We start from the raw sequence: 18,413 nt of genomic DNA, 5'->3' as shown, positions 1-18,413 counted from the left end.
GAGGGAGAAAACTGTCACCTATGCAATCGGTCCATTCTGTTACCTATCTATCCGGTTCGGACACCAGCCCCTTCTCCCCGTCACTATACGGGGAGAAGTGCCCGGCAGGGCGATGAGGGGCAGCGCCGACTTATGAAAAGAGAGCGGGTCAAAAGCAAAAACGCCACCGACCAGCCGCGGCGCTTTTGGTAGGTATTCGCTCATCCTCACCCCTGCGGCTGGGGCCGCATGCCGCCTTTCTTGCGGCGCCCGCCGGTGCCGGCCTTGCTCGCATCTGCATCTCGCGGGAGCGATCGGCATCGTCAACCCGCCCACACTTCCACCGCCAGCTTTATAGTCGCTCGCAAAATTCCGATTGAACATATACAGAACAAACAGTATACAAAAAGACATCGATCTCGTTAGCAACCCGGAGGGTCTTATGTCTAGTTTGAAATTGGCGGTATTGGCTGTGACGGCATTGGTTGCGTGGGGCGTCGCCCCTGCAAGCGCACTGACGATGAAGGAATGCGGAGAGACCTATCGCGCAGCCAAGGAAGGCGGCACTCTGAACGGCATGGACTGGGCCGCCTTCCGCAAGGAGAAATGTGCGATGCCCGTTGCGGAGAGTGTCAGCACGGATACGGTCAAAACCGAGCCGCAGCCGAAAAAGGAAACCAGCGCGGCGGTCGCGCCCACCGTAGCGCCGGCGGGCGTGACATTCCCGACCACGCTGGCCGCCGAGTTCAAGACCGAAAAGCCCGCGAAGGCGCGGATGAAGACCTGCCTGCAGGGGTACCACGGCAACAAGGAGGCAGGTACGTTGAACGGCCTTCGTTGGATCCAGAAGGGCGGCGGCTATTACAGCCTGTGCAATGCGCGGCTGAAAGCTGAATCATAAAAAACGGATACGGCGGATAAAGCGATTCCACAGCCGCCAGGCCGTCATCCTCGGGCCTGTCCCGAGGATCTGCTGTCGTGCGACATCTGGGCGACGGAGTTGGAAACCGCCAACCCGGTTGCGTTGCTGGTCCTCGGGACAGGCCCGAGGATGACGCTCCAATGTACATCCGGCGCGTCTCCTGATTCACAACGCGTCGTGCGAAGCCGAAACCAAAGAATAGAGCGCTTCTGCGTTCCCTGAAACGGCAAAGCGCTCTGATCTCGACTAGAGCGGTTCAGCGTTTCATGGAATCGCCGAACCGCGCTAACTATTTGTTTCGACGCAATTCCGGACGGAAAACCGTTACACACTTTTCCTGGAATTGCTCTAGCCCTGCGGCTGCGGCTCCATGCCGCCTTCGGGCTCCGGGCCCTTCTTGCGGCGGCCGCCGGTGCCGGCCTTCGGCACGGCCGAGCCGCGGCTGGGCGGCGTATCGTCGCCGAGGTCGCGGGCCGGCTTGTGGCCGGCGATCAGTTGCTTGATCTCTTCGCCGGTCAGCGTCTCGTATTCGAGCAGCCCTTGCGCCAGCGCGATCCATTCCTTCTTCTTCTTGGTCAGGATGGCCTTGGCCGTCGAATAGGCGTCGTCGATCAGCCGGCGCACCTCGGCGTCGATGATCTGCGCCGTCTCTTCCGAGATGTTCTGCGTGCGCGCCACTGAATGGCCGAGGAAGACCTCTTCCTGGTTGTCGCCATAGGCGACATGGCCGAGCTTGTCGGAGAAGCCCCAGCGCGTGACCATGGCGCGCGCCAGCTTGGTCGCCTGCTCGATGTCGGAGGAGGCGCCGGAGGTGATGTTCTCCTTGCCGAACTTGAACTCCTCGGCGACACGGCCGCCCATCATGATGGCGAGGCGCGAGACCATGTACTTGTAGCTCATCGAATAGCGATCGCCTTCCGGCAGCTGCATGACCATGCCCAGCGCGCGGCCGCGCGGGATGATCGTCGCCTTGTGCAGCGGGTCGGCCGTCGGCACGTTGAGCGCCAGGATGGCATGGCCGGCCTCGTGATAGGCGGTGAGCTCCTTCTCGGCCTGCGTCATCGCCGACGAGCGGCGCTCCGCGCCCATCATGATCTTGTCCTTGGCGTCCTCGAATTCGGCCATGGTGACGAGGCGCTTGTTGCGCCGCGCCGCCATCAGGGCGGATTCGTTGACGAGGTTCATCAGGTCGGCGCCGGAGAAGCCGGGCGTGCCCCGCGCGATCACCTTGAGGTCGACATTGGGCGCCAGCGGCACGTTGCGCACATGCACCTTGAGGATCTTCTCGCGGCCGACGATGTCGGGGTTCGGCACCACCACCTGGCGGTCGAAGCGGCCGGGCCTCAGCAGCGCCGGGTCGAGCACGTCGGGCCGGTTGGTGGCGGCGATCAGGATGATGCTTTCGTTGGACTCGAAGCCGTCCATCTCGACCAGCAACTGGTTCAGCGTCTGCTCGCGCTCGTCATTGCCGCCGCCCAGCCCTGCGCCGCGATGGCGGCCGACAGCGTCGATTTCGTCGATGAAGATGATGCAAGGCGCGTTCTTCTTGGCCTGGTCGAACATGTCGCGGACGCGGGATGCGCCGACGCCGACGAACATCTCGACGAAGTCCGAGCCGGAGATGGTGAAGAACGGCACGTTGGCCTCGCCGGCGACCGAGCGGGCAAGCAGCGTCTTGCCGGTGCCGGGAGGGCCGACGAGCAGAACGCCGCGCGGGATCTTGCCGCCGAGGCGCTGGAACTTCTGCGGGTCGCGCAGGAACTCGACGATCTCTTCCAGGTCTTCCTTGGCCTCGTCGACGCCGGCGACGTCCTGGAAGGTGACGCGGCCATGCGCCTCGGTCAGAAGCTTGGCCTTCGACTTGCCGAAGCCCATGGCGCGTCCGGAGCCGGACTGCATCTGGCGCATGAAGAATATCCAGACGCCGAGGATCAGGATCATCGGCAGCCACGAGATCAGGTAGCCGAACAGCGAGTTGGAACCGTCGGATTCAGGCCGGGCGTTGATGGTGACGTTCTTGTCCTGCAACCGCGACACCAGCGACGGATCGCCGGGCGAATAGGTCTGGAAGCCGGTCGAACTGTCGGTGTAGGTGCCGGAAATACGGGCGCCGGCGATGGTCACCGTCTTGACCCGTCCAGCCGCGACATCCTGCAGGAACTGCGAATAGGCGACCTCGCTCGAGGCGCCGCGCGTCTGCGGCGTCTGGAACAGGTTGAACAGGGCGATGAGCAGGACCGCTATGATCGCCCAGAGCGCGAGGTTGCGATAATTCGGATTCATCTATTGTCCCGTTGGGCGTCCGCGGACGGACACGCATGATCTGAGGAAGCTTGGGCCTAACATAGGGAGAGCGCCTCCCCTTGCCAAGCATAACAGCACGTGTGGGTTAAGCTTTCGCCCAACCATCAGCCGGCACTGTGGCCGTGGAAAGGCAAGGCCGGGAGCGGCGGCGCGCCGATCAGCCGGGCCACGGCGGCGGCGGGCGCAAGATCGAAGGACGGCAGGAAGCGCGCGAACGGCGCCACGACGGGAGCGATCCCGACCTGCGGCGGCACCCCAGCCTCGCCTGGAAAGCCGAGGCATTCCGCCCCGAGCCACAGCGCGGGCTCGGCGGCAAGGGCTGCACGTGCAAGGCTCGGCGGCGTGCCGTCCTCGGCGACGGTCCGCTTTGCCGCGGCCGCCGTGCCCAGCGGCGCGATCAACAATCGGCTTTCCCTGTCGGCCAATGTGATCCGCCGCCGACCATCCCAGAGGCCCTCGCTGGCGGCCGGCGCCAGCTCTGGCAAACCGCGCGACTCCCGGCGCAGGAAGATGCCGGAACGCCGTGCATCGAGCACCGTCCGCGACAATGTGGCGCAAAGCGATCCGGCCCGAAGTCGATCGAACAGCGCCTGGCTGCGGGCCGCGTCCGGCAGGAAGGAAACGCCGCCGATCGTCGCGAGCAGAATGCGCAAGGCATAGACAGCACTCGCAACGTCGCCGAGCGCGGCGAAGGCCGGATCGAGGCGAACGAGGCCCTGGGCCGCCATGCTGGCAAGATCGCGGATCAGCAGGGCGGCGCGCCGGCCAAGCTCTTCACGGCTGGCGGCGGCCTGCCCGGCCGACGCCATCGCCTCCGCGAACCGCCGCGCGCCGTCGTCGCCGGCAAGTGTGGCCCTGACGCGCGGCCGCTCGAAATGCCGATCGAGATTGGTCGGGTCCTCGGCCCAGGCGATGTTGCGGCGGCGCAGCACTTCGCGCAGCGCCGCGCGCCGCGTGCCAAGCAGCGGCCTGACGATCCAGCGTTGCCAGTCGTGGAGCGTAGCCGGCGCCATTCCGGCAACGCCGCGCCCGCCCTCGTCGTCGATCTCCTTTTCACGTCGCGCCTCTTCACGGCCCCCTTGTTCACGCGCTTGCCGCATGAGCACCGTTTCGGCCTGGTCGTCGGCGGTGTGGCCGGTGAGGATGAGGCCAATGCCTTCCGCTTGCGCCGCCTCGGCCAGCAGCCGGTAGCGCGCCTCGCGCGCAGCGGCGGGCAGGCCGGACGACGGCTTCTTGCCCGACCAGACGAGGGTGCGGTGCGCGATGCCGCGCTCGGCGCAAAGCCTGGCCACTTCGCGCGCTTCCGCCGCCGAGCCTTGCCGCAGATCGTGGTCGATTGTCACCGCCAGCAGCCTGGTCGCAGGCGCGACGCGGTCGAGATGGGTCTTGAGGAGGATGAGAAGGGCGGTCGAGTCGCTGCCGCCGGACACGGCTACAACGGCGCCGTCAGAAAAATCGATATCAGAAAAAAGCCGTTCCGAAAGGTCAGGCTCGGCGTCGAGCATCACCGCATGTCGTCCGAAACAGGTCCCGGCTTTGGGACGACGACATGCAAAGGAGCTAGCACGCCGCGAGCGCCCGTTCCTGCTTGACCCGCTCCTTGAGCGCGCTGGAGATATCGGGGTAGCGCTTGCCGATCTCGCCGAAAGTGGCGCACGCCACGTCGTTCTGCTTCAGCCCGACCAGCGACACACCGAGCTTCAGGAGCATGTCGGGCGCCTTCTTGGCCTTCGGGTAGTCCTTGCTGGCGGCGAGGAAGACCTCGGCCGCGTCGCGATATTTCTGCTGCCCGAGCAGCGACTCACCCAGCCAGTAATGAGCGTCCGCCGCCTTTGTATCCTTCGGGAAGCGGCTGATGTGATCGCGGAAACCTTGCTCGGCCGTGCCATAGTCGCCCGACAGGATGAACTGGTAGGAGTTGCGGTAAAGCTCGTCCGGATCGTTGGTGGAAGGCAGTGCCGCGACCACCGTGCCGCCGGACTTGCCAGCCTTGGCGTCGGTTGCCGGCGCGGGGGCAGCCGGTGCGGTCTCGGCAGGGGCGCTGGCCTGGGTGTTGCCGTCAGCGTTGACCACATTGCCGTTCTTGTCGACGGTGATGGTGCCGAACGTCTTCGGCGGCGCGCCGGTGATCACCTTGCCGGGGTCGCCGGTCTGCGACTCGACGATGACCTCGCCGACGCTCTGGCCGCCGTCCGACTGATTGCCGGCATCGGCCGGCGCCTGCTTGGCCGGAGCCTCGGCGACGCTGTTGTCGGTGCCGCTTTCGGTATTGCCATCGCTGTTGGGAGCCGGCGTGGCGTCCGACTTCTTCTGGCTGGCCGGCTGCTGCCCGCCTTGCGTGCCGCCCTCGAGCTGCTGGAAGCGGAATTCGTTGTCTTCCTGCTGCTTGCGGATCTGCTCCTGCATCTGCAGGATCTGGAAATTGAGTTCCTCGATCTTGCCGTTCATCTGCCTGAGCTGGTCTTCCAGGCCGGTGGCGCTGGCGCCATCCTGCTGCGCGACCTGCTGCTGCTCCGGCTTCTTCTTCTCGCCAAAGATGCCAAGGGTCGGCAGGTGGAAGGAAAAACCGCTATCGGCAGGCTGCCCGGTGCCGGCTGCCGGGGCGGCGATGCTGGATAGGAGCAGCAGCGCAAGCGTGCCGCTGAGGACCGTTCTGAAGTGCATTATGTCTCTCGCCGTGAAATTGATAGCCCGTTGCGCCCTTCCGATTCCGAGTGGGACCAAGCGCCCTCGGCTCATAGCAGGGCGCGAGACTTCGGCCAAATTTTGTTTCAGGGCGCTGGATATGAAAAAGGCGGCCAAATGGCCGCCTTTCGCATGGATCTGTTGCAATTTTGCCGCCCACAGCGCCGCGCGTCGTCAGACGCGCAAAGGACGCTGTGGCACTTTTGGATTGACCCATGATCCTTTCCGAAAATCGAATCCGATTTTCGGGGTCATGCGTCAGGAGCCGGCGCCGGAGAGCGTGGTGACGGCGCGGCGGTTCTGCGACCAGCAGGAGATGTCGTCGCAGACGGCGACCGGGCGCTCCTTGCCGTAGGAGATCGTCTTCAGGCGCTGGGCCGAAACGCCCTTGGAGACCAGGAAGTCGCGGGTGGCGGCGGCGCGGCGAGCGCCGAGCGCCAGATTGTACTCACGCGTGCCGCGCTCGTCGGCATGGCCTTCGATGACGATGGCATACTGCTTGTACTGGTTCAGCCACTGCGCCTGGCGGCCAAGAGTCGTCTGCGCGTCGGCGCGGATCGACGAGGAGTCGGTGTCGAAGAAGATGCGGTCGCCGATGTTGACGGTGAAGTCCTGCGCCGAGCCCGGCGTAGCGGCGCCTGCGCCATTGAGGCCGAGATCGGCCGCGCTGTTCGGGGTCTTCTTCGAGGCGCAACCGGTGATGGCGAGTGCCGCCACCAGCGCGATCATGGCCGGGTTTCTGGTAAGTGCTGCGATACGGCCCATGCCGCCTCTCCTTCGCATTCGAGTGATTTCGTTGATCACCCAGTAACCACGTTTGGGTTAACCGGCATTCAAGAAACACGGTTAATATTTGGTTTTAGGCCGCCGTCCGCGGCCGTACGCCCACGCACTACCAAGGGCGACAATGCGCGCGGACCGTAGGCGGAAATGCGGCCAAAACATGAAAAAAGAGGGAAATGGGGAACTGGAGAATTGAAGAACTGGAGAAAAGAGGTCACTTCAGCGACCCTCTGAGATTCACCAGCATTCCGTAGATCTGATTATAGGACCGTAGCCACTCGTCGAGCTGTGTCTTAGAGATGTACTCAAGGTCGAACGCGTAGGAGATCCATGTCTCGACTTCGCTGCACGACCCCATAGCCATTGAAATGAAGCGAGCGAATTCCGCTTTGGAATGAGGTTGCTTGGCAAAGCCCTCAGCCAAGTTGGCGCAGATGGCCTTGCTCGAGCGACGCAACTGATCGGCTAGCGCGTATTGCTCGATCCTCGGAAACGCCAACGTGGCTTTGTGAATTTCAAGAGAAACTGCGTACGCCCGCTTATAGACCTCCAGGTCCCTTGCACGTCCAACGTAGCTTCCCCGCTTCTCCATTTCTTCAGTTCTTCAATTCTCCAATTCCCCAATTCCCCAATTCCCTCCCCCTCACTCCAGCAGCGGCGACCAGGCCGGGTCGGACGCGAAGTTCGAGGTCGGGATCGACTGCTCGTTGCGGCCGGTGAGGTCGACCGAAACCAGCTTCGGGCCGCCGGCTGAGTCGCGGAAGAACATCAGCACGCGGCCGTTGGGCGCCCAGGTCGGCCCCTCCTGCTGGAAGCCGGAGGAAAGGATGCGCTCGCCCGAGCCGTCGGTCTTCATGACGCCGATCTGGAACTCGCCGCCGGTCTGCTTGGTGAAGGCGATGAGGTCGCCGCGCGGCGACCACACCGGCGTCGAATAGACGCCGTCGCCGAAGGAGATGCGGGTCTGGCCGGAGCCGTCGGCGCCCATCACATAGATCTGCGCGCGCCCGCCACGGTCGGAGGTGAACACCACCTGGCTGCCGTCGGGCGAATAGGACGGCGAGGTATCGATGGCGGTGGAATTGGTCAGCCTTGTGGTCGAGCGGCTCCTCAGATCCATGGCGAAGATGTTGGAATTGCCGTCGTCGCGCAGCAGGCTCATGATCACCTTCTGGCCGTCGGGCGAGAAGCGCGGCGCGAACGTCATGCCGGGGAAGTTGCCGACCAGCTCGCGCTGCCCGGTCTCGATCTGCAGGAGATAGACCTTGGGCTGGCCGCTCTCATAGGACATGTAGGTGATTTCCTGCCGGTTCGGTGAGAAGCGCGGCGTCAGCACGATCGAGCGGCCGTCGGAGAGATAGCGCACGTTGGCGCCGTCCTGGTCCATGATGGCGAGCCGCTTCTTGCGCGCGTTTTTGGCGCCGGATTCGTCGATGAAGACAACGCGCGTGTCGAAATAGCCCTTTTCGCCGGTAATCTTCTCATAGATCGCATCGGCGATGATATGAGCGACACGGCGCTGATTGGCGTCGTTGGCGAAAAACTGCTCGCCGGCCAACTGCGTGTTGCCAAAAATATCCCACAGCCGGTACTGGGCGCGGATGCGGCCGTCCGCCTCCTTGCTCACGCTGCCGGTCACCAGCGCCTGCGCGTTGATGACCTTCCAGTCCTCGTAGCGCGGCGCCGCATCTGGGTTGGTGATCTTTTCGACAAAAGCGGCCTTGTCGATCGGCGCGAACAGTCCTGACCGTTTCAGATCGGCGGTTACGATCTCCGATATCTGCGCGCCAAGCTCTCCCTGAAAGTCGGGGATGGCGATCGGCATCGGCTCGACATTGCCTCTGTTGACGTTGAGCTCGAGGGTTGCACGAGCAGGCAAGGTGGCGACAGAAATCATGCCCATCGCCATTGCGGCGACCATCAGGAGCGGCTTGAGGATGGCTTTCATGTCTTCTCGCTTCTCTTGCTGATTTTTTGGGCGCTCAGGCTACAGGCCAAGCATCGCTCTCGGATCAAAGTTGACGCGGACGTCGGACCATATGTCCTGCTTGCCGGCGGGCACCTGCAGCCCGGCGACATCACATTTCTGCACGGCGCGAACCGCACTGGCGTCGAACTGGGGGTTGCCGCTGGACTTTTCGATAGTCGGGCGGCCTTCCAACTTACCGGAGGCGTTCAGGTTGAAGCGAACGACCACGGTGAAATCCTCGGAACCTTCGAGGCCGACCGGAAGGGTCCAGCAATGGCCGAGCTGATCTTCCAACGCGCCTTGTTCCGACCTGGAGAGTTTCTGGCCCTGATCCTTTTCGCCGCCCAGCGAGGCCTGCTGTGTCGAGCGCTTGGCGCCGCCACCGGAAGGCTTCTGCTTGTCGAGCAGCGCCGTTATCTCGTCGGCGTTGAACTGCTTGTCTTCCGACTTCGGCTTCGACGACGCTTCCTTGACCGGCTTGTCGGCGTCCTTGCGGTCCGGCGCCTTGGCGCTCTCGGCCTGGGCCGGCTGCGGCTTCGGCCGCGCCTCGGGCGCGGGCGCGGAGTCCGGAAGCTTGGCCTCTTCGGTCGGCGGCTCCTGGGCAATGGCCTCGGCGACGGCGTCCGGCTTGACCTCTTCCTTCGGCTGGATGGCCGCGGTCTTGTCCGGCTGCGGCGCTGGTGTCGGCTCCTTGGCCGGCGTCGGCTTCGGTTCCACCTGCTTGACCGGCTCGGGCTTGACCTCTTCCTTTGGCTGCGGCACCGGCGCCACTTCCGTCGCCGGCGTCGGCTTCGGCGCTTCCTTCGGCTTCGGCGCGTCTTCGGGCTTCGGCTTTTCGGTCGGCGTCGGCGCCGGCGGCGGCGCCGACGTCAGGTCGACCGGCTTCGGCTTGGCCTCGTCCGTGATCGGCTTGTCGGTGTCGACGCTGTTTTCACCGACCTTCTGCGCATCGGGAACAATGTCCGGGCGCTTGGTCGGCGTCGGCGCCGGCTTGTCATGCATCACCGCTTTCTTGTCGCCTTGCAGCGTCTGCGCGATGGCCTCCATCGGCACGATGTCGACCGCCACCGACTCGACATCGGACGCGGGCATGGCAGGCGGCGACGACAGCGTGAACAGCCCGAAGGCCAACACTACCGTATGCAAGATCACCGATGTGGTGAGTCCCGTCCTCATCTTGCTTCTACTGATCCTGTTCCTGCAGCGAAACCAGACCGATGTTCTTGTATCCGGCCGCCGAAATGCGGGCCATCACCTTCATGGCGGTGCCGTAGTCCGTCAGCTTGTCGCCACGGATGAAGATGCGCTCGTCATAGCCGGTCTTGGAGATCGCCTGCAGCTTGGCCACCAGTTCCTCGATCGGGATTTCGGTTTCCTGCAGATAGATCTGGCCGGAGGCGTTGATCGAGACGGTGATCGGCTGGGTGTCGACGTTCATCGCCTTGGCCTGCGTATCCGGCAGGTCGATCGGCACGCCGACCGTCAAGAGCGGCGCCGCGACCATGAAGATGATCAGCAGCACCAGCATCACGTCGACCATCGGCGTGACGTTGATTTCCGACATCAGGCCGTGATGGCGGCCGCGCCGCCTGTGGCCGCGCCCGCCGCGTCCCGCCATGCCTACGGACATACCCATGATCGTACCTCAGGCCTTCTGCGCGACTTTTTCATCGATTTGCCGCGAGAGTATGGCGGAGAACTCGTCGGAGAACCCTTCCATGCGCACGGCGATCTTGTTCGCGTCGGATGACAGCTTGTTGTAGGCGATGACGGCCGGGATGGCCGCGAGCAGGCCGATGGCGGTGGCGAGCAGCGCCTCGGCGATGCCGGGTGCGACCACCGACAGGCTGGTATTCTTCGAAGCGGCGATGGCCTGGAACGAGGTCATGATACCGATGACGGTGCCGAACAGGCCGATGAAGGGCGCGGCCGAACCGGTGGTGGCGAGGAAGCCGAGCCGTCCCTCCAGCCGCTCCATCTCGCGCGTCAGCGCCAGGTCCATCGCCTTGTCGATGCGGGTCTGCAGGCCAAGCGGCGACTTGGCGCCCTTCTCGAAGCTCTTCTTCCATTCGCGCATGGCGGCGACGAAGATCGCGCCCATGCCGGTGGTCTTGCGGTCGGCGAGCGTGCGATAGAGCTCTTCCAGCGACTGTCCCGACCAGAACACCTGCTCGAAGCGGTTCAGCGCCAGCCGCATGCGGCCATAGGCGACGAGCTTGTCGACGATGATCGCCCAGGTCCAGATCGAGGCGCAGAGCAGGCCGATCATGACCAGCTTGACGACCCAGCTGGCCTGCATGAACAGCGCCCAAATCGATAAATGCGCGCCCGGTTCGGCGAGTGCGATGTTTTCCATGGTTACGTCCTTAGATTTTCCGGGCGTCGCTGGCGGCTGGGCCCATGGGCATCCCTTGTGGTCCGTTCGCGCGAGCTTGAAGCTTGCGGGATCACCCCGAATGCACCGTTTCGCGGCCTTTTCGGGGCAAATATTGGTGAAAGGAAGGCGTTCGGATTCCGCCAATCTTCACCAATCTCTTCATGAACCGTTATGGTTAAGGATGGGTTATGATATGAAGCGCGGCGCATTGCCGCGCCCCCGTCATGGCGCGGATGGTGACCGCCAGATCGCCCTGACCAGAGATATCAGCCGTCTGCTCTTGGCATGAAAGCCGCGACCCATTCCCTCGGAAAACGCCTTGGGCGGCCATTCTCGCCGATGATCGCCGCTTCGACCTTGGCCTCGACCAGCACCTCGTCGCCGCGCTTGAGCTGCTGCGCCATGTAGATGCGGGCGCCGGAAATATCCTGCGTACGCGTCTCGATGGTCAGGATGTCGTCCATGCGGGCGGGACTTTTGAAGTCTATCTCCATGCGCCTGACCACCCAGACGATGCGCTCGCCATGCTTGCCATCGGCAAGCTCGGTGTGATGGACGCCGGCGAGCCTCAGATAATCGGAGCGGCCGCGCTCGAAGAATTCGAGATAGCGGGCGTGATAGACGACGCCTGAGAAATCGGTGTCGGCATAGTAGACCCGCGCCATCAGCCGATGGCCGAATTCCGTCAGCGCGCCGGAAAGGCCCGCGCCGAGCGCCGCCGATTCACCATGATCGTCCATCGCGCTTTCCTTTTCTGGCCCGAGCAGGCAGGTGTTGCGGCGCTGGAACCGGATGGCACTGTTGGGCGCGATGATCAAGACCTTGATGGCGGCACTGCTGGCGTTTGGGGCTTTGGCATTGCCGGCCCCTGCCGCGACGTTCTCGATGAAACGCGGCCTCAATCTCGACCAGTGGACGACCTGGACCGGCGAGGAGAAATGGAACGACCCGACCGCCATCCTGCCCTATCCGGAATGGCGAAAGTTCCTCAAGGAGGATGACCTCAAGGCGCTGAAGGATGCCGGCTTCGATTTCCTGCGCATGCCGGTCGACCCCTCGCCCTTCCTGTCCGACGAGACGCTTGCGCTGCGCGACGACCTCTACGCCAGCGTGCTGGACTCCGCGCGCATGATCAACCGCGCCGGGCTGAAGGTGATCGTCGACATGCATCTGATCCCGGCCGGCGGCAACCGCAAGACCGGCATGGGGCAGGTGATGGACGACCCCGGGACCTTCGACGCCTATGTCGATGTGGTGCGCAAGATGGCGCGCACGCTGTCAAACGAGGATCCGGGCCAGGTCGCTTTCGAGCCGATGAACGAGCCGATCGTCGACTGCGACGGCGACGGCACAAATCTGTGGCCGGAGCGCCAGAAGAAGCTGTTCGCGGCGGCGCGCTCCTCGGCCACCAGGCTGACGCTGATCCTCACCGGCGCCTGCTATTCCAACGCCGCGTCACTGGCCAGGATCGACCCGAAGCTGATCGCCGACGACAACATCATCTGGACCTTCCATTCCTACGATCCGTTCCTGCTCACCCATCAGGGCGCGACCTGGGCCGGCGACTTCATCCGCTATGTCACCGGCCTGCCCTTTCCGCTGACGGCCGTACCGCAGACGCAGCTCGACGTGGCGCTGGACACGATCCGCGCCCGCATCAGGGCCGAGGCGCCATGGACGCGGCGAAGCGGCATGCTTGCCTATCTCGACGAGCAGGTCGCCAGCATGGATACGGACGACAAGCTGCTCGCCATCATGGACGCGCCGTTCAAGACCGTCGAAGCATGGGCGAAGGCCAACGGGATAAGACCGGAAAACATCACGCTCGGCGAGTTCGGCATGATCCGCCAGGAATATGGCAACGGCTATGTGATGCCCGCCGAATACCGCGCCGCCTATGTCAGGCAGATGATCGCGCGCGCCGAGGCGCACGGCTTCTCCTGGTCGGTATGGGGCTATGGCGGCGCCTTCGGCATCGTCGACGCCTTCAATGGCGACAAGGCGGAACCCGCCGTGATGGATGCGATCCGCTCGCTGCCCTGACGAGGGCCGGTTGAGCAGCAGCGCGTCCTAGCCGAGATCGATTTGCAGGATCTCCGGGCGCATGCCGAAGCGCACCGGCATGATGCTGAAGCCGAGCCCGCCGGAGACGATCAGGTTGCGGTCGTTTTCGACGACATGGCCATAGGCGAAGCGATTGCCGTAGGCGGAAGGCACGACCGGCGAATAGCCGAACAGCCTGACCTGCCCGCCATGGGTGTGGCCGGAGAGCGTCAGCGAAACCCGCCACGGCACTTTAGGGAAGATGTCGGGTTCATGCGCGAGCAGGATGATGGGAGCGTTGTCGCTCACCTTGGCCAGCGTGCCGTCGAGATCGTCCAGGCCCTTGAAATCGGTCCGGCCCCAGGCCCGGCCGGGGCGCAGTGCCAGTTGATCCGCAAGTCCGGCGAGCCAGAAGCCGTGCCCGTCTTTTTCCAGGCGTACGACATCGTTCTCCAACACCGGGATGCCGACGCGCTCCAGCGCCTTGCGCGAGATCGTAGGCCCTGCCCCAGCCGCTTGCGCGGCGCGATCCTCCCACCAATCGTGATTGCCAAGGATCGACCAGACACCGAGCGGCGCCTTCAGCCCGGATAAGGCAGGAGCCCATTCCGACGCGTCCACCCAATCCGACACCAGGCGGGTCCCGGCCGGAAAATCACCAAGCATGACGATCACATCCGGTTTGAGCTCGTTTGCCTCTTCGGCCAGCGAAGCGATCCGCTCGGGCGTCATCCACGGCCGGCAGGCATGGATATCGGCCAACACAACGACGCGCAGCTTGAGGTCCGCCGGCCAATGCGGCGGCGTCAGAAAATAGCGCTTCACATGCGTCAACAGCATCGGCTCGATGCCGACCGCATAGGCGCTGAGCGACACCATCGACAGGAACGAGCCGCCGATGAGGCGCAGGAAGCCACGTCTGGTGATCATTGCTCCGCCCCGGCCCTTGGTATGGCGATTGCATCAAGCTAGAGGCGGCAATTGTGCCTTCAGCTTGGCCGCGGCGAGCAGATTTTGCGCAGACGAGCCGTTCCCCAAACAACTAGGGAACAAATCTCCGTTACTCCTCCTGGAACAGGCTGATCTGCTGCTGCGCCAGATCCTTTGGCGCCTCGAGGCCGAGATGGCGCCAGGCATTGGCCGTCAGCACACGGCCGCGCGGCGTGCGCTGGATGAAGCCCTGCTGGATCAGATAAGGCTCGATGATGTCCTCGATGGCGTCGCGCGGCTCCGACAGCCCCGCCGCGATGGTCTCGATGCCGACCGGCCCGCCGCCGAAATTGCGGGCGATCATCGACAGATAGCGCCGGTCGAGCGCGTCGAGGCCGAGCCCGTCGACCTCAAGCCTGGTCAGCGCCTCGTCGGCGATCCGCCGGTCGACATGGCCATCGCCGGCGACCGACGCGAAGTCACGCACGCGACGCAGCAGCCGGCCGGCGATGCGTGGCGTGCCGCGCGCCCGCCTGGCGATCTCCAGCGCGCCGTCGTCGCCGAGCGGCATCGACAGGATGCGGGCGCCGCGGCGCACGATCTGCTCCAGCTCCTCGACCGTGTAGAAATTGAGCCGCACCGGAATGCCGAAACGGTCGCGCAGCGGATTGGTCAACAGCCCAAGCCGCGTGGTGGCGGCAACCAGCGTGAAGCGGGCGAGATCGATCTTGACCGAGCGCGCCGCCGGCCCCTCGCCGATGATCAGGTCGAGCTGGAAATCCTCCATCGCCGGATAGAGGATTTCCTCCACCGCCGGATTGAGGCGGTGGATCTCGTCGATGAACAGCACGTCGCGGTCTTCGAGATTGGTGAGCAGCGCGGCCAAATCGCCGGCCTTGGCGATGACCGGTCCGGAGGTCGAGCGGAAATTGACGCCGAGCTCGCGCGCCATGATCTGCGCCAGCGTCGTCTTGCCGAGGCCGGGCGGGCCGACGAACAGCACATGGTCGAGCGCCTCGCCTCGACCCTTGGCGGCGTCGACGAAGACCTTGAGATTGGCCCTGACCGCCGCCTGGCCGACGAACTCGTCAAGCGATTGCGGCCGCAAGGTCTGGTCGGCATCCTCGCCGCGCTTGTCGGGGGCAATGAGGCGGGGCGAAAGGTTCATGCCGCTTTCCTTGCATACGGCAGGGACCAGAACAAGCAGCCCCTCACCGCGCCAGTTCCTTCAGGCCGAAGCGGATCAACTTCGAGGCGTCGGCGCCCTCGCCGGCCGACTTCAGCGCCGCCGACACCGCGTTGGCGGCGATGTCGCGCGAATAGCCGAGATTGACCAGCGCCGAGACGGCGTCGGTGATCGGCGCCGGCGCCACGCCCTCGCCGAGTTCCTGCTTCAGCCCGATCGTGCCGGAGGCAGCGCCCGCATATGCCGGCGCCTTGGCCTTCAATTCGGTGACGATGCGCTCGGCCACCTTCTTGCCGACGCCCGGCGCGCGCGACACCATGGCGATGTCGCGCAAGGCGATCGCATTGGCGAGGTCGGCCGGCGCCAGCGTCGAGAGGATGGCCAGCGCCACCTTGGCGCCGACGCCCTGCACGTTGTTCATCAAGAGCCGAAACCATTCGCGCTCCAGTGCCGACTGGAAGCCGTAGAGCCGTATCATGTCCTCGCGCACATAGGTCTCGATAAACAGCACCACCGCCTCGCCGGGCGCCGGCAGCGAGGCCAGCGTGCGCGCCGAGCAATGGGCGACATAGCCGACGCCATGCACGTCGACGACACAGAAGTCCTCGTCGACCTCGTCCAGCGTGCCCTTCAGCTTGCCGATCATGTCCGGGAACTTTCTTAGGGGTGGGTGTCAGGAGCGATCAGCTCGACATCCGGAAAGTATTTCCTGAAGCCTGCCGGATCGCGAGTAAGAATGGGATAACCCCGGATGGCGGCATGCGCCCCGATCAAAAAATCGGGCATGACCTTCTCTCGCGGTCCCCCTTGCCGACGATAGATCGAGAATGCTCTCGACGCCGCGAAGGCAGCTTCGAACGGCAATCCCTCACGTCGGTACTCATCCTCGGGCAACACATTGTCGACATCATCGATCGTGTCGTAGCGGATCGAAAACTCAGCGTAGATGATCTGATTGATGACCAGGCTGCCTCGCCTGCGTGCAGTTTCTATTTTCGGCCGCGACCATTTCAACCAGAGAGGATCGCGAACGGCGACATCGATAAGAACATTGGTGTCGACAAGCGTCGCCAAGATCAGCGATCCCGCGTCAAGGCCATGACGTCGTCGGCGTTCATCGTCTGGTCGCCGCTACCCTCCAGCCGGTCAAGCGCGGCGAGAAACCGATCGAGTCTTTCACGATCTGCCTGCCGTCCCTTGTCATGTCGGGGTGTGATGGTGATCTTGCCGCCTTCAATGCCGAAGATGACTTCGCTATTCGCATCAATGCCGAAAGTGTCGCGCAAGTCGCGCGGAATGGTCACCTGGCCCTTGCTGGTCACACGCATTGGAGTCTCCGGTTCTTACCGGTAAGAAATATTCCAACTGCGAGAACAAGTCAAGAACAAACTACCCGGCCAGCGCGGCCATCCGGTAGGCGGCGCTTTGCCGGTGATGCGCATGGCAGATGGCGATCGCCAGCGCATCCGCCGCGTCATCGGTCTCGAACACCGCCTTCGGCATCAGCACCTTGACCATCATATGGATCTGCTTCTTGTCGCCGTGGCCGACACCGATCACCGCCTTCTTGACGGCGTTGGGCGCATATTCGGCGACCACAAGCCCGGCGCGCGCCGGCACCAGCATGGCGATGCCGCGCGCCTGGCCGAGCTTGAGCGTCGCTGTCGCATCCTTGTTGACGAAGGTCTGCTCGACCGCAGCCTCGTGCGGCATGGCCTGATGCAGCACCTCGGCCAGCCCGTCATGCAGCTGGCAGAGCCTGGTCGCCAGCGCCGCCTTGTCGTCGGAGCGCACCGTGCCGGAGCCGACGAAGCGCAACGAATTGCCGAGGCTCTCGACGATGCCCCAGCCGGTGCGCCTCAGCCCCGGATCGATGCCGATGATGCGAATCGTTTCCCCCATGCGCGAAGTCTACCTCCGAAGCAGGGCGATGCCAGCAAAATGTGAACAAACCAGAAACGACCGATGCAAGGACCCAGGCAGCTTCAAAATTCGGTCTGGAGAGGCATATAGCGTCGTTTTCGAGAACCGGAGCGGAGCGTACTCAAATACGTGAGCTACGCGCATGACCCCGAAAATCGAGCCGATTTTCGGAAAGGATGATGCGCAGGATCAAGAAATGCTACAGCGTCCTTTGCGCGTCCGAAAGGATGCGCGGCGCTGTAGGAAAGCGCAGAAAACGGCGCTAGATGGCCATCAGAGCGAATTGTCAAACTGCCGTATCAGCCGCGGGCAAAGGCGGTGTTGAGCAGGCTGATCTGGTCGGAGACCGGATTGACGCGGCGGGCTACGGCTGGCGTGTCGACCAGCGCGTTGCCGTAGATTTCCTCGTCCATGCGCCGCACCAGCGCCTGCAGGCGCAGCGAGCGGGTGACGAGGTCGAGAAAATCCTTCGGCAGTTCGCTCCAGCCGAGCGCCTCGTCATGCGCGGAAGCGGTGTCGAGACGCACCTTGGACTTTTCCGAGGCGACCTGGTCGCGGGTCATTTCGCCGGAATTCGCCGCGCGCTGCAGAAGCAGCCAGGAAGCGACCTGCATCAGCCTGGTGGTCAGCCGCATCGATTCGGCCGCGTAGAGCGTCGCCGCCGTACGTGACAGTTTCTTGGCTTCGGCCCGGCCCTTGCCGTCGAGATATTCGGCGGCCTGTTCGACGAGGCCCATGCCCTCCTGGTAGAGCGGCTTGAAGGATTGGGAGAAAACCCGGCGCTCCGCCAATTTGATGGTTTTCGCGCTTCCCTTGGAAGGCTCGTTCATCGATACGCCCCTGCACTGCCGCAAGCCGAATCGGCACTCTTGCCGTAACGCCCTGCACCCTTAAACGACTGAGCTTGAAAATGCGCTTCGGCGCAGGTGAAGGCAAGCACATGTTTAACAAACGGTTAACGCCGAACGCCTGACCGGACTGCGCCGCTTTGCGGGCAAAAAAAGAGCCGCGGATAAGGCGGCTCTCAGGAGTTTAACAGGGAGGCGTCAAACAAAGTGGCTCCAACCACTCGGTAAGAATCCAGATCACTGGATGCGCATAGTAAACGCCCGTAAAGCTTAATGAAGCCTTAACGACGACGAGATTTTTTTACCGGCCGCCCGGCTTCTGTGCCGTAACAGCACAATCGCCCTCAACTGCGCGCGGTGCAAAAACCCGACGTTCCCGGCACCACGAAACACGCCGGCCGCCGCCGCGACATCGTTCCGAAACACGCGCCGCGCTAAACGCCCGCTCCTCTGAACCGGGTGGA

Annotated in this window: 19 protein-coding genes; 2 read left to right on the top strand and 17 right to left on the bottom strand. The window is 63.9% G+C overall.

The genetic code is table 11. The features are described from left to right. Positions 1–421: 421 nt before the first annotated feature. Positions 422–880: a hypothetical protein gene (locus EN857_RS32310; protein ID WP_127312334.1), complete on the top strand. Its 459-nt coding sequence runs from the start codon at positions 422–424 to the stop codon at positions 878–880. 369 nt (positions 881–1,249) lie between these two features. Here EN857_RS32310 and ftsH read toward each other — a convergent pair whose 3' ends face one another. From ftsH to ybgC, 10 genes are all read right to left on the bottom strand, one after another. Then, positions 1,250–3,184: an ATP-dependent zinc metalloprotease FtsH gene (ftsH, locus tag EN857_RS32305; RefSeq protein WP_127311644.1), complete on the bottom strand. Its 1,935-nt coding sequence runs from the start codon at positions 3,182–3,184 to the stop codon at positions 1,250–1,252. Positions 3,185–3,309: 125 nt separating this feature from the next. Continuing rightward, positions 3,310–4,710, bottom strand: coding sequence for a tRNA lysidine(34) synthetase TilS (gene tilS / locus EN857_RS32300; RefSeq protein ID WP_127393191.1), 1,401 nt, complete (start codon positions 4,708–4,710; stop codon positions 3,310–3,312). Between the two features lie 55 nt (positions 4,711–4,765). Further along, complete coding sequence (gene ybgF, locus EN857_RS32295) at positions 4,766–5,869, bottom strand: tol-pal system protein YbgF (RefSeq protein WP_127393192.1); 1,104 nt, start codon at positions 5,867–5,869, stop codon at positions 4,766–4,768. Between the two features lie 279 nt (positions 5,870–6,148). Further along, positions 6,149–6,655, bottom strand: coding sequence for a peptidoglycan-associated lipoprotein Pal (gene pal, locus EN857_RS32290; protein ID WP_127283767.1), 507 nt, complete (start codon positions 6,653–6,655; stop codon positions 6,149–6,151). Positions 6,656–6,887: 232 nt separating this feature from the next. Continuing rightward, a complete protein-coding gene (locus tag EN857_RS32285; protein WP_127393193.1) occupies positions 6,888–7,265 on the bottom strand; it encodes a four helix bundle protein in 378 nt (125 codons plus the stop codon). A gap of 51 nt (positions 7,266–7,316) precedes the next feature. Beyond that, positions 7,317–8,621 carry a Tol-Pal system beta propeller repeat protein TolB gene (gene tolB, locus EN857_RS32280; protein ID WP_127283765.1) on the bottom strand — a complete coding sequence of 435 codons (1,305 nt, stop codon included), beginning with the start codon at positions 8,619–8,621 and terminating at the stop codon, positions 7,317–7,319. A gap of 39 nt (positions 8,622–8,660) precedes the next feature. Beyond that, a complete protein-coding gene (locus tag EN857_RS32275) occupies positions 8,661–9,818 on the bottom strand; it encodes a TonB family protein (RefSeq protein WP_127393783.1) in 1,158 nt (385 codons plus the stop codon). 7 nt (positions 9,819–9,825) lie between these two features. Further along, entirely contained in the window at positions 9,826–10,278 is a 453-nt protein-coding gene (gene tolR, locus EN857_RS32270; protein ID WP_126057875.1) for a protein TolR, read from the bottom strand. 9 nt (positions 10,279–10,287) lie between these two features. Further along, a complete protein-coding gene (gene tolQ / locus EN857_RS32265; protein ID WP_126057874.1) occupies positions 10,288–10,998 on the bottom strand; it encodes a protein TolQ in 711 nt (236 codons plus the stop codon). A gap of 287 nt (positions 10,999–11,285) precedes the next feature. Next, on the bottom strand, positions 11,286–11,759 hold the full coding sequence (gene ybgC, locus EN857_RS32260; protein WP_127393784.1) for a tol-pal system-associated acyl-CoA thioesterase: 474 nt from the start codon (positions 11,757–11,759) through the stop codon (positions 11,286–11,288). A gap of 52 nt (positions 11,760–11,811) precedes the next feature. On the opposite strand from ybgC, the gene EN857_RS32255 reads away from it, so the two are divergent. Beyond that, positions 11,812–13,062 (top strand): cellulase family glycosylhydrolase, encoded by a 1,251-nt coding sequence (locus tag EN857_RS32255; RefSeq protein ID WP_128274978.1) that lies wholly within the window; start codon positions 11,812–11,814, stop codon positions 13,060–13,062. Between the two features lie 27 nt (positions 13,063–13,089). On the opposite strand, the gene EN857_RS32250 is transcribed toward EN857_RS32255, so the two are convergent. From EN857_RS32250 to EN857_RS32220, 7 genes are all read right to left on the bottom strand, one after another. Then, positions 13,090–13,992 (bottom strand): metallophosphoesterase, encoded by a 903-nt coding sequence (locus EN857_RS32250; RefSeq protein WP_127393338.1) that lies wholly within the window; start codon positions 13,990–13,992, stop codon positions 13,090–13,092. Between the two features lie 130 nt (positions 13,993–14,122). Further along, entirely contained in the window at positions 14,123–15,160 is a 1,038-nt protein-coding gene (ruvB, locus tag EN857_RS32245) for a Holliday junction branch migration DNA helicase RuvB (RefSeq protein WP_127283760.1), read from the bottom strand. Between the two features lie 43 nt (positions 15,161–15,203). Further along, entirely contained in the window at positions 15,204–15,824 is a 621-nt protein-coding gene (ruvA, locus tag EN857_RS32240; RefSeq protein WP_127283759.1) for a Holliday junction branch migration protein RuvA, read from the bottom strand. 14 nt (positions 15,825–15,838) lie between these two features. Next, positions 15,839–16,252, bottom strand: a complete 414-nt coding sequence (locus EN857_RS32235) for a type II toxin-antitoxin system VapC family toxin (RefSeq protein ID WP_127283758.1) — start codon at positions 16,250–16,252, stop codon at positions 15,839–15,841. 2 nt (positions 16,253–16,254) lie between these two features. After that, the gene (locus EN857_RS32230) at positions 16,255–16,506 is read right to left on the bottom strand and encodes an AbrB/MazE/SpoVT family DNA-binding domain-containing protein (protein ID WP_127283757.1); all 252 of its coding nucleotides are present in this window, start codon (positions 16,504–16,506) and stop codon (positions 16,255–16,257) included. 61 nt (positions 16,507–16,567) lie between these two features. Next, positions 16,568–17,080, bottom strand: a complete 513-nt coding sequence (gene ruvC / locus EN857_RS32225; RefSeq protein WP_127283756.1) for a crossover junction endodeoxyribonuclease RuvC — start codon at positions 17,078–17,080, stop codon at positions 16,568–16,570. Positions 17,081–17,400: 320 nt separating this feature from the next. Next, complete coding sequence (locus EN857_RS32220; RefSeq protein ID WP_127393339.1) at positions 17,401–17,931, bottom strand: DUF1465 family protein; 531 nt, start codon at positions 17,929–17,931, stop codon at positions 17,401–17,403. Positions 17,932–18,413: the final 482 nt, after the last annotated feature.

It is taken from the genome of Mesorhizobium sp. M4B.F.Ca.ET.214.01.1.1 (assembly GCF_004791545.1).
Lineage (GTDB): Bacteria > Pseudomonadota > Alphaproteobacteria > Rhizobiales > Rhizobiaceae > Mesorhizobium > Mesorhizobium abyssinicae.
This window is presented reverse-complemented; position numbering and strand designations above follow the sequence as displayed.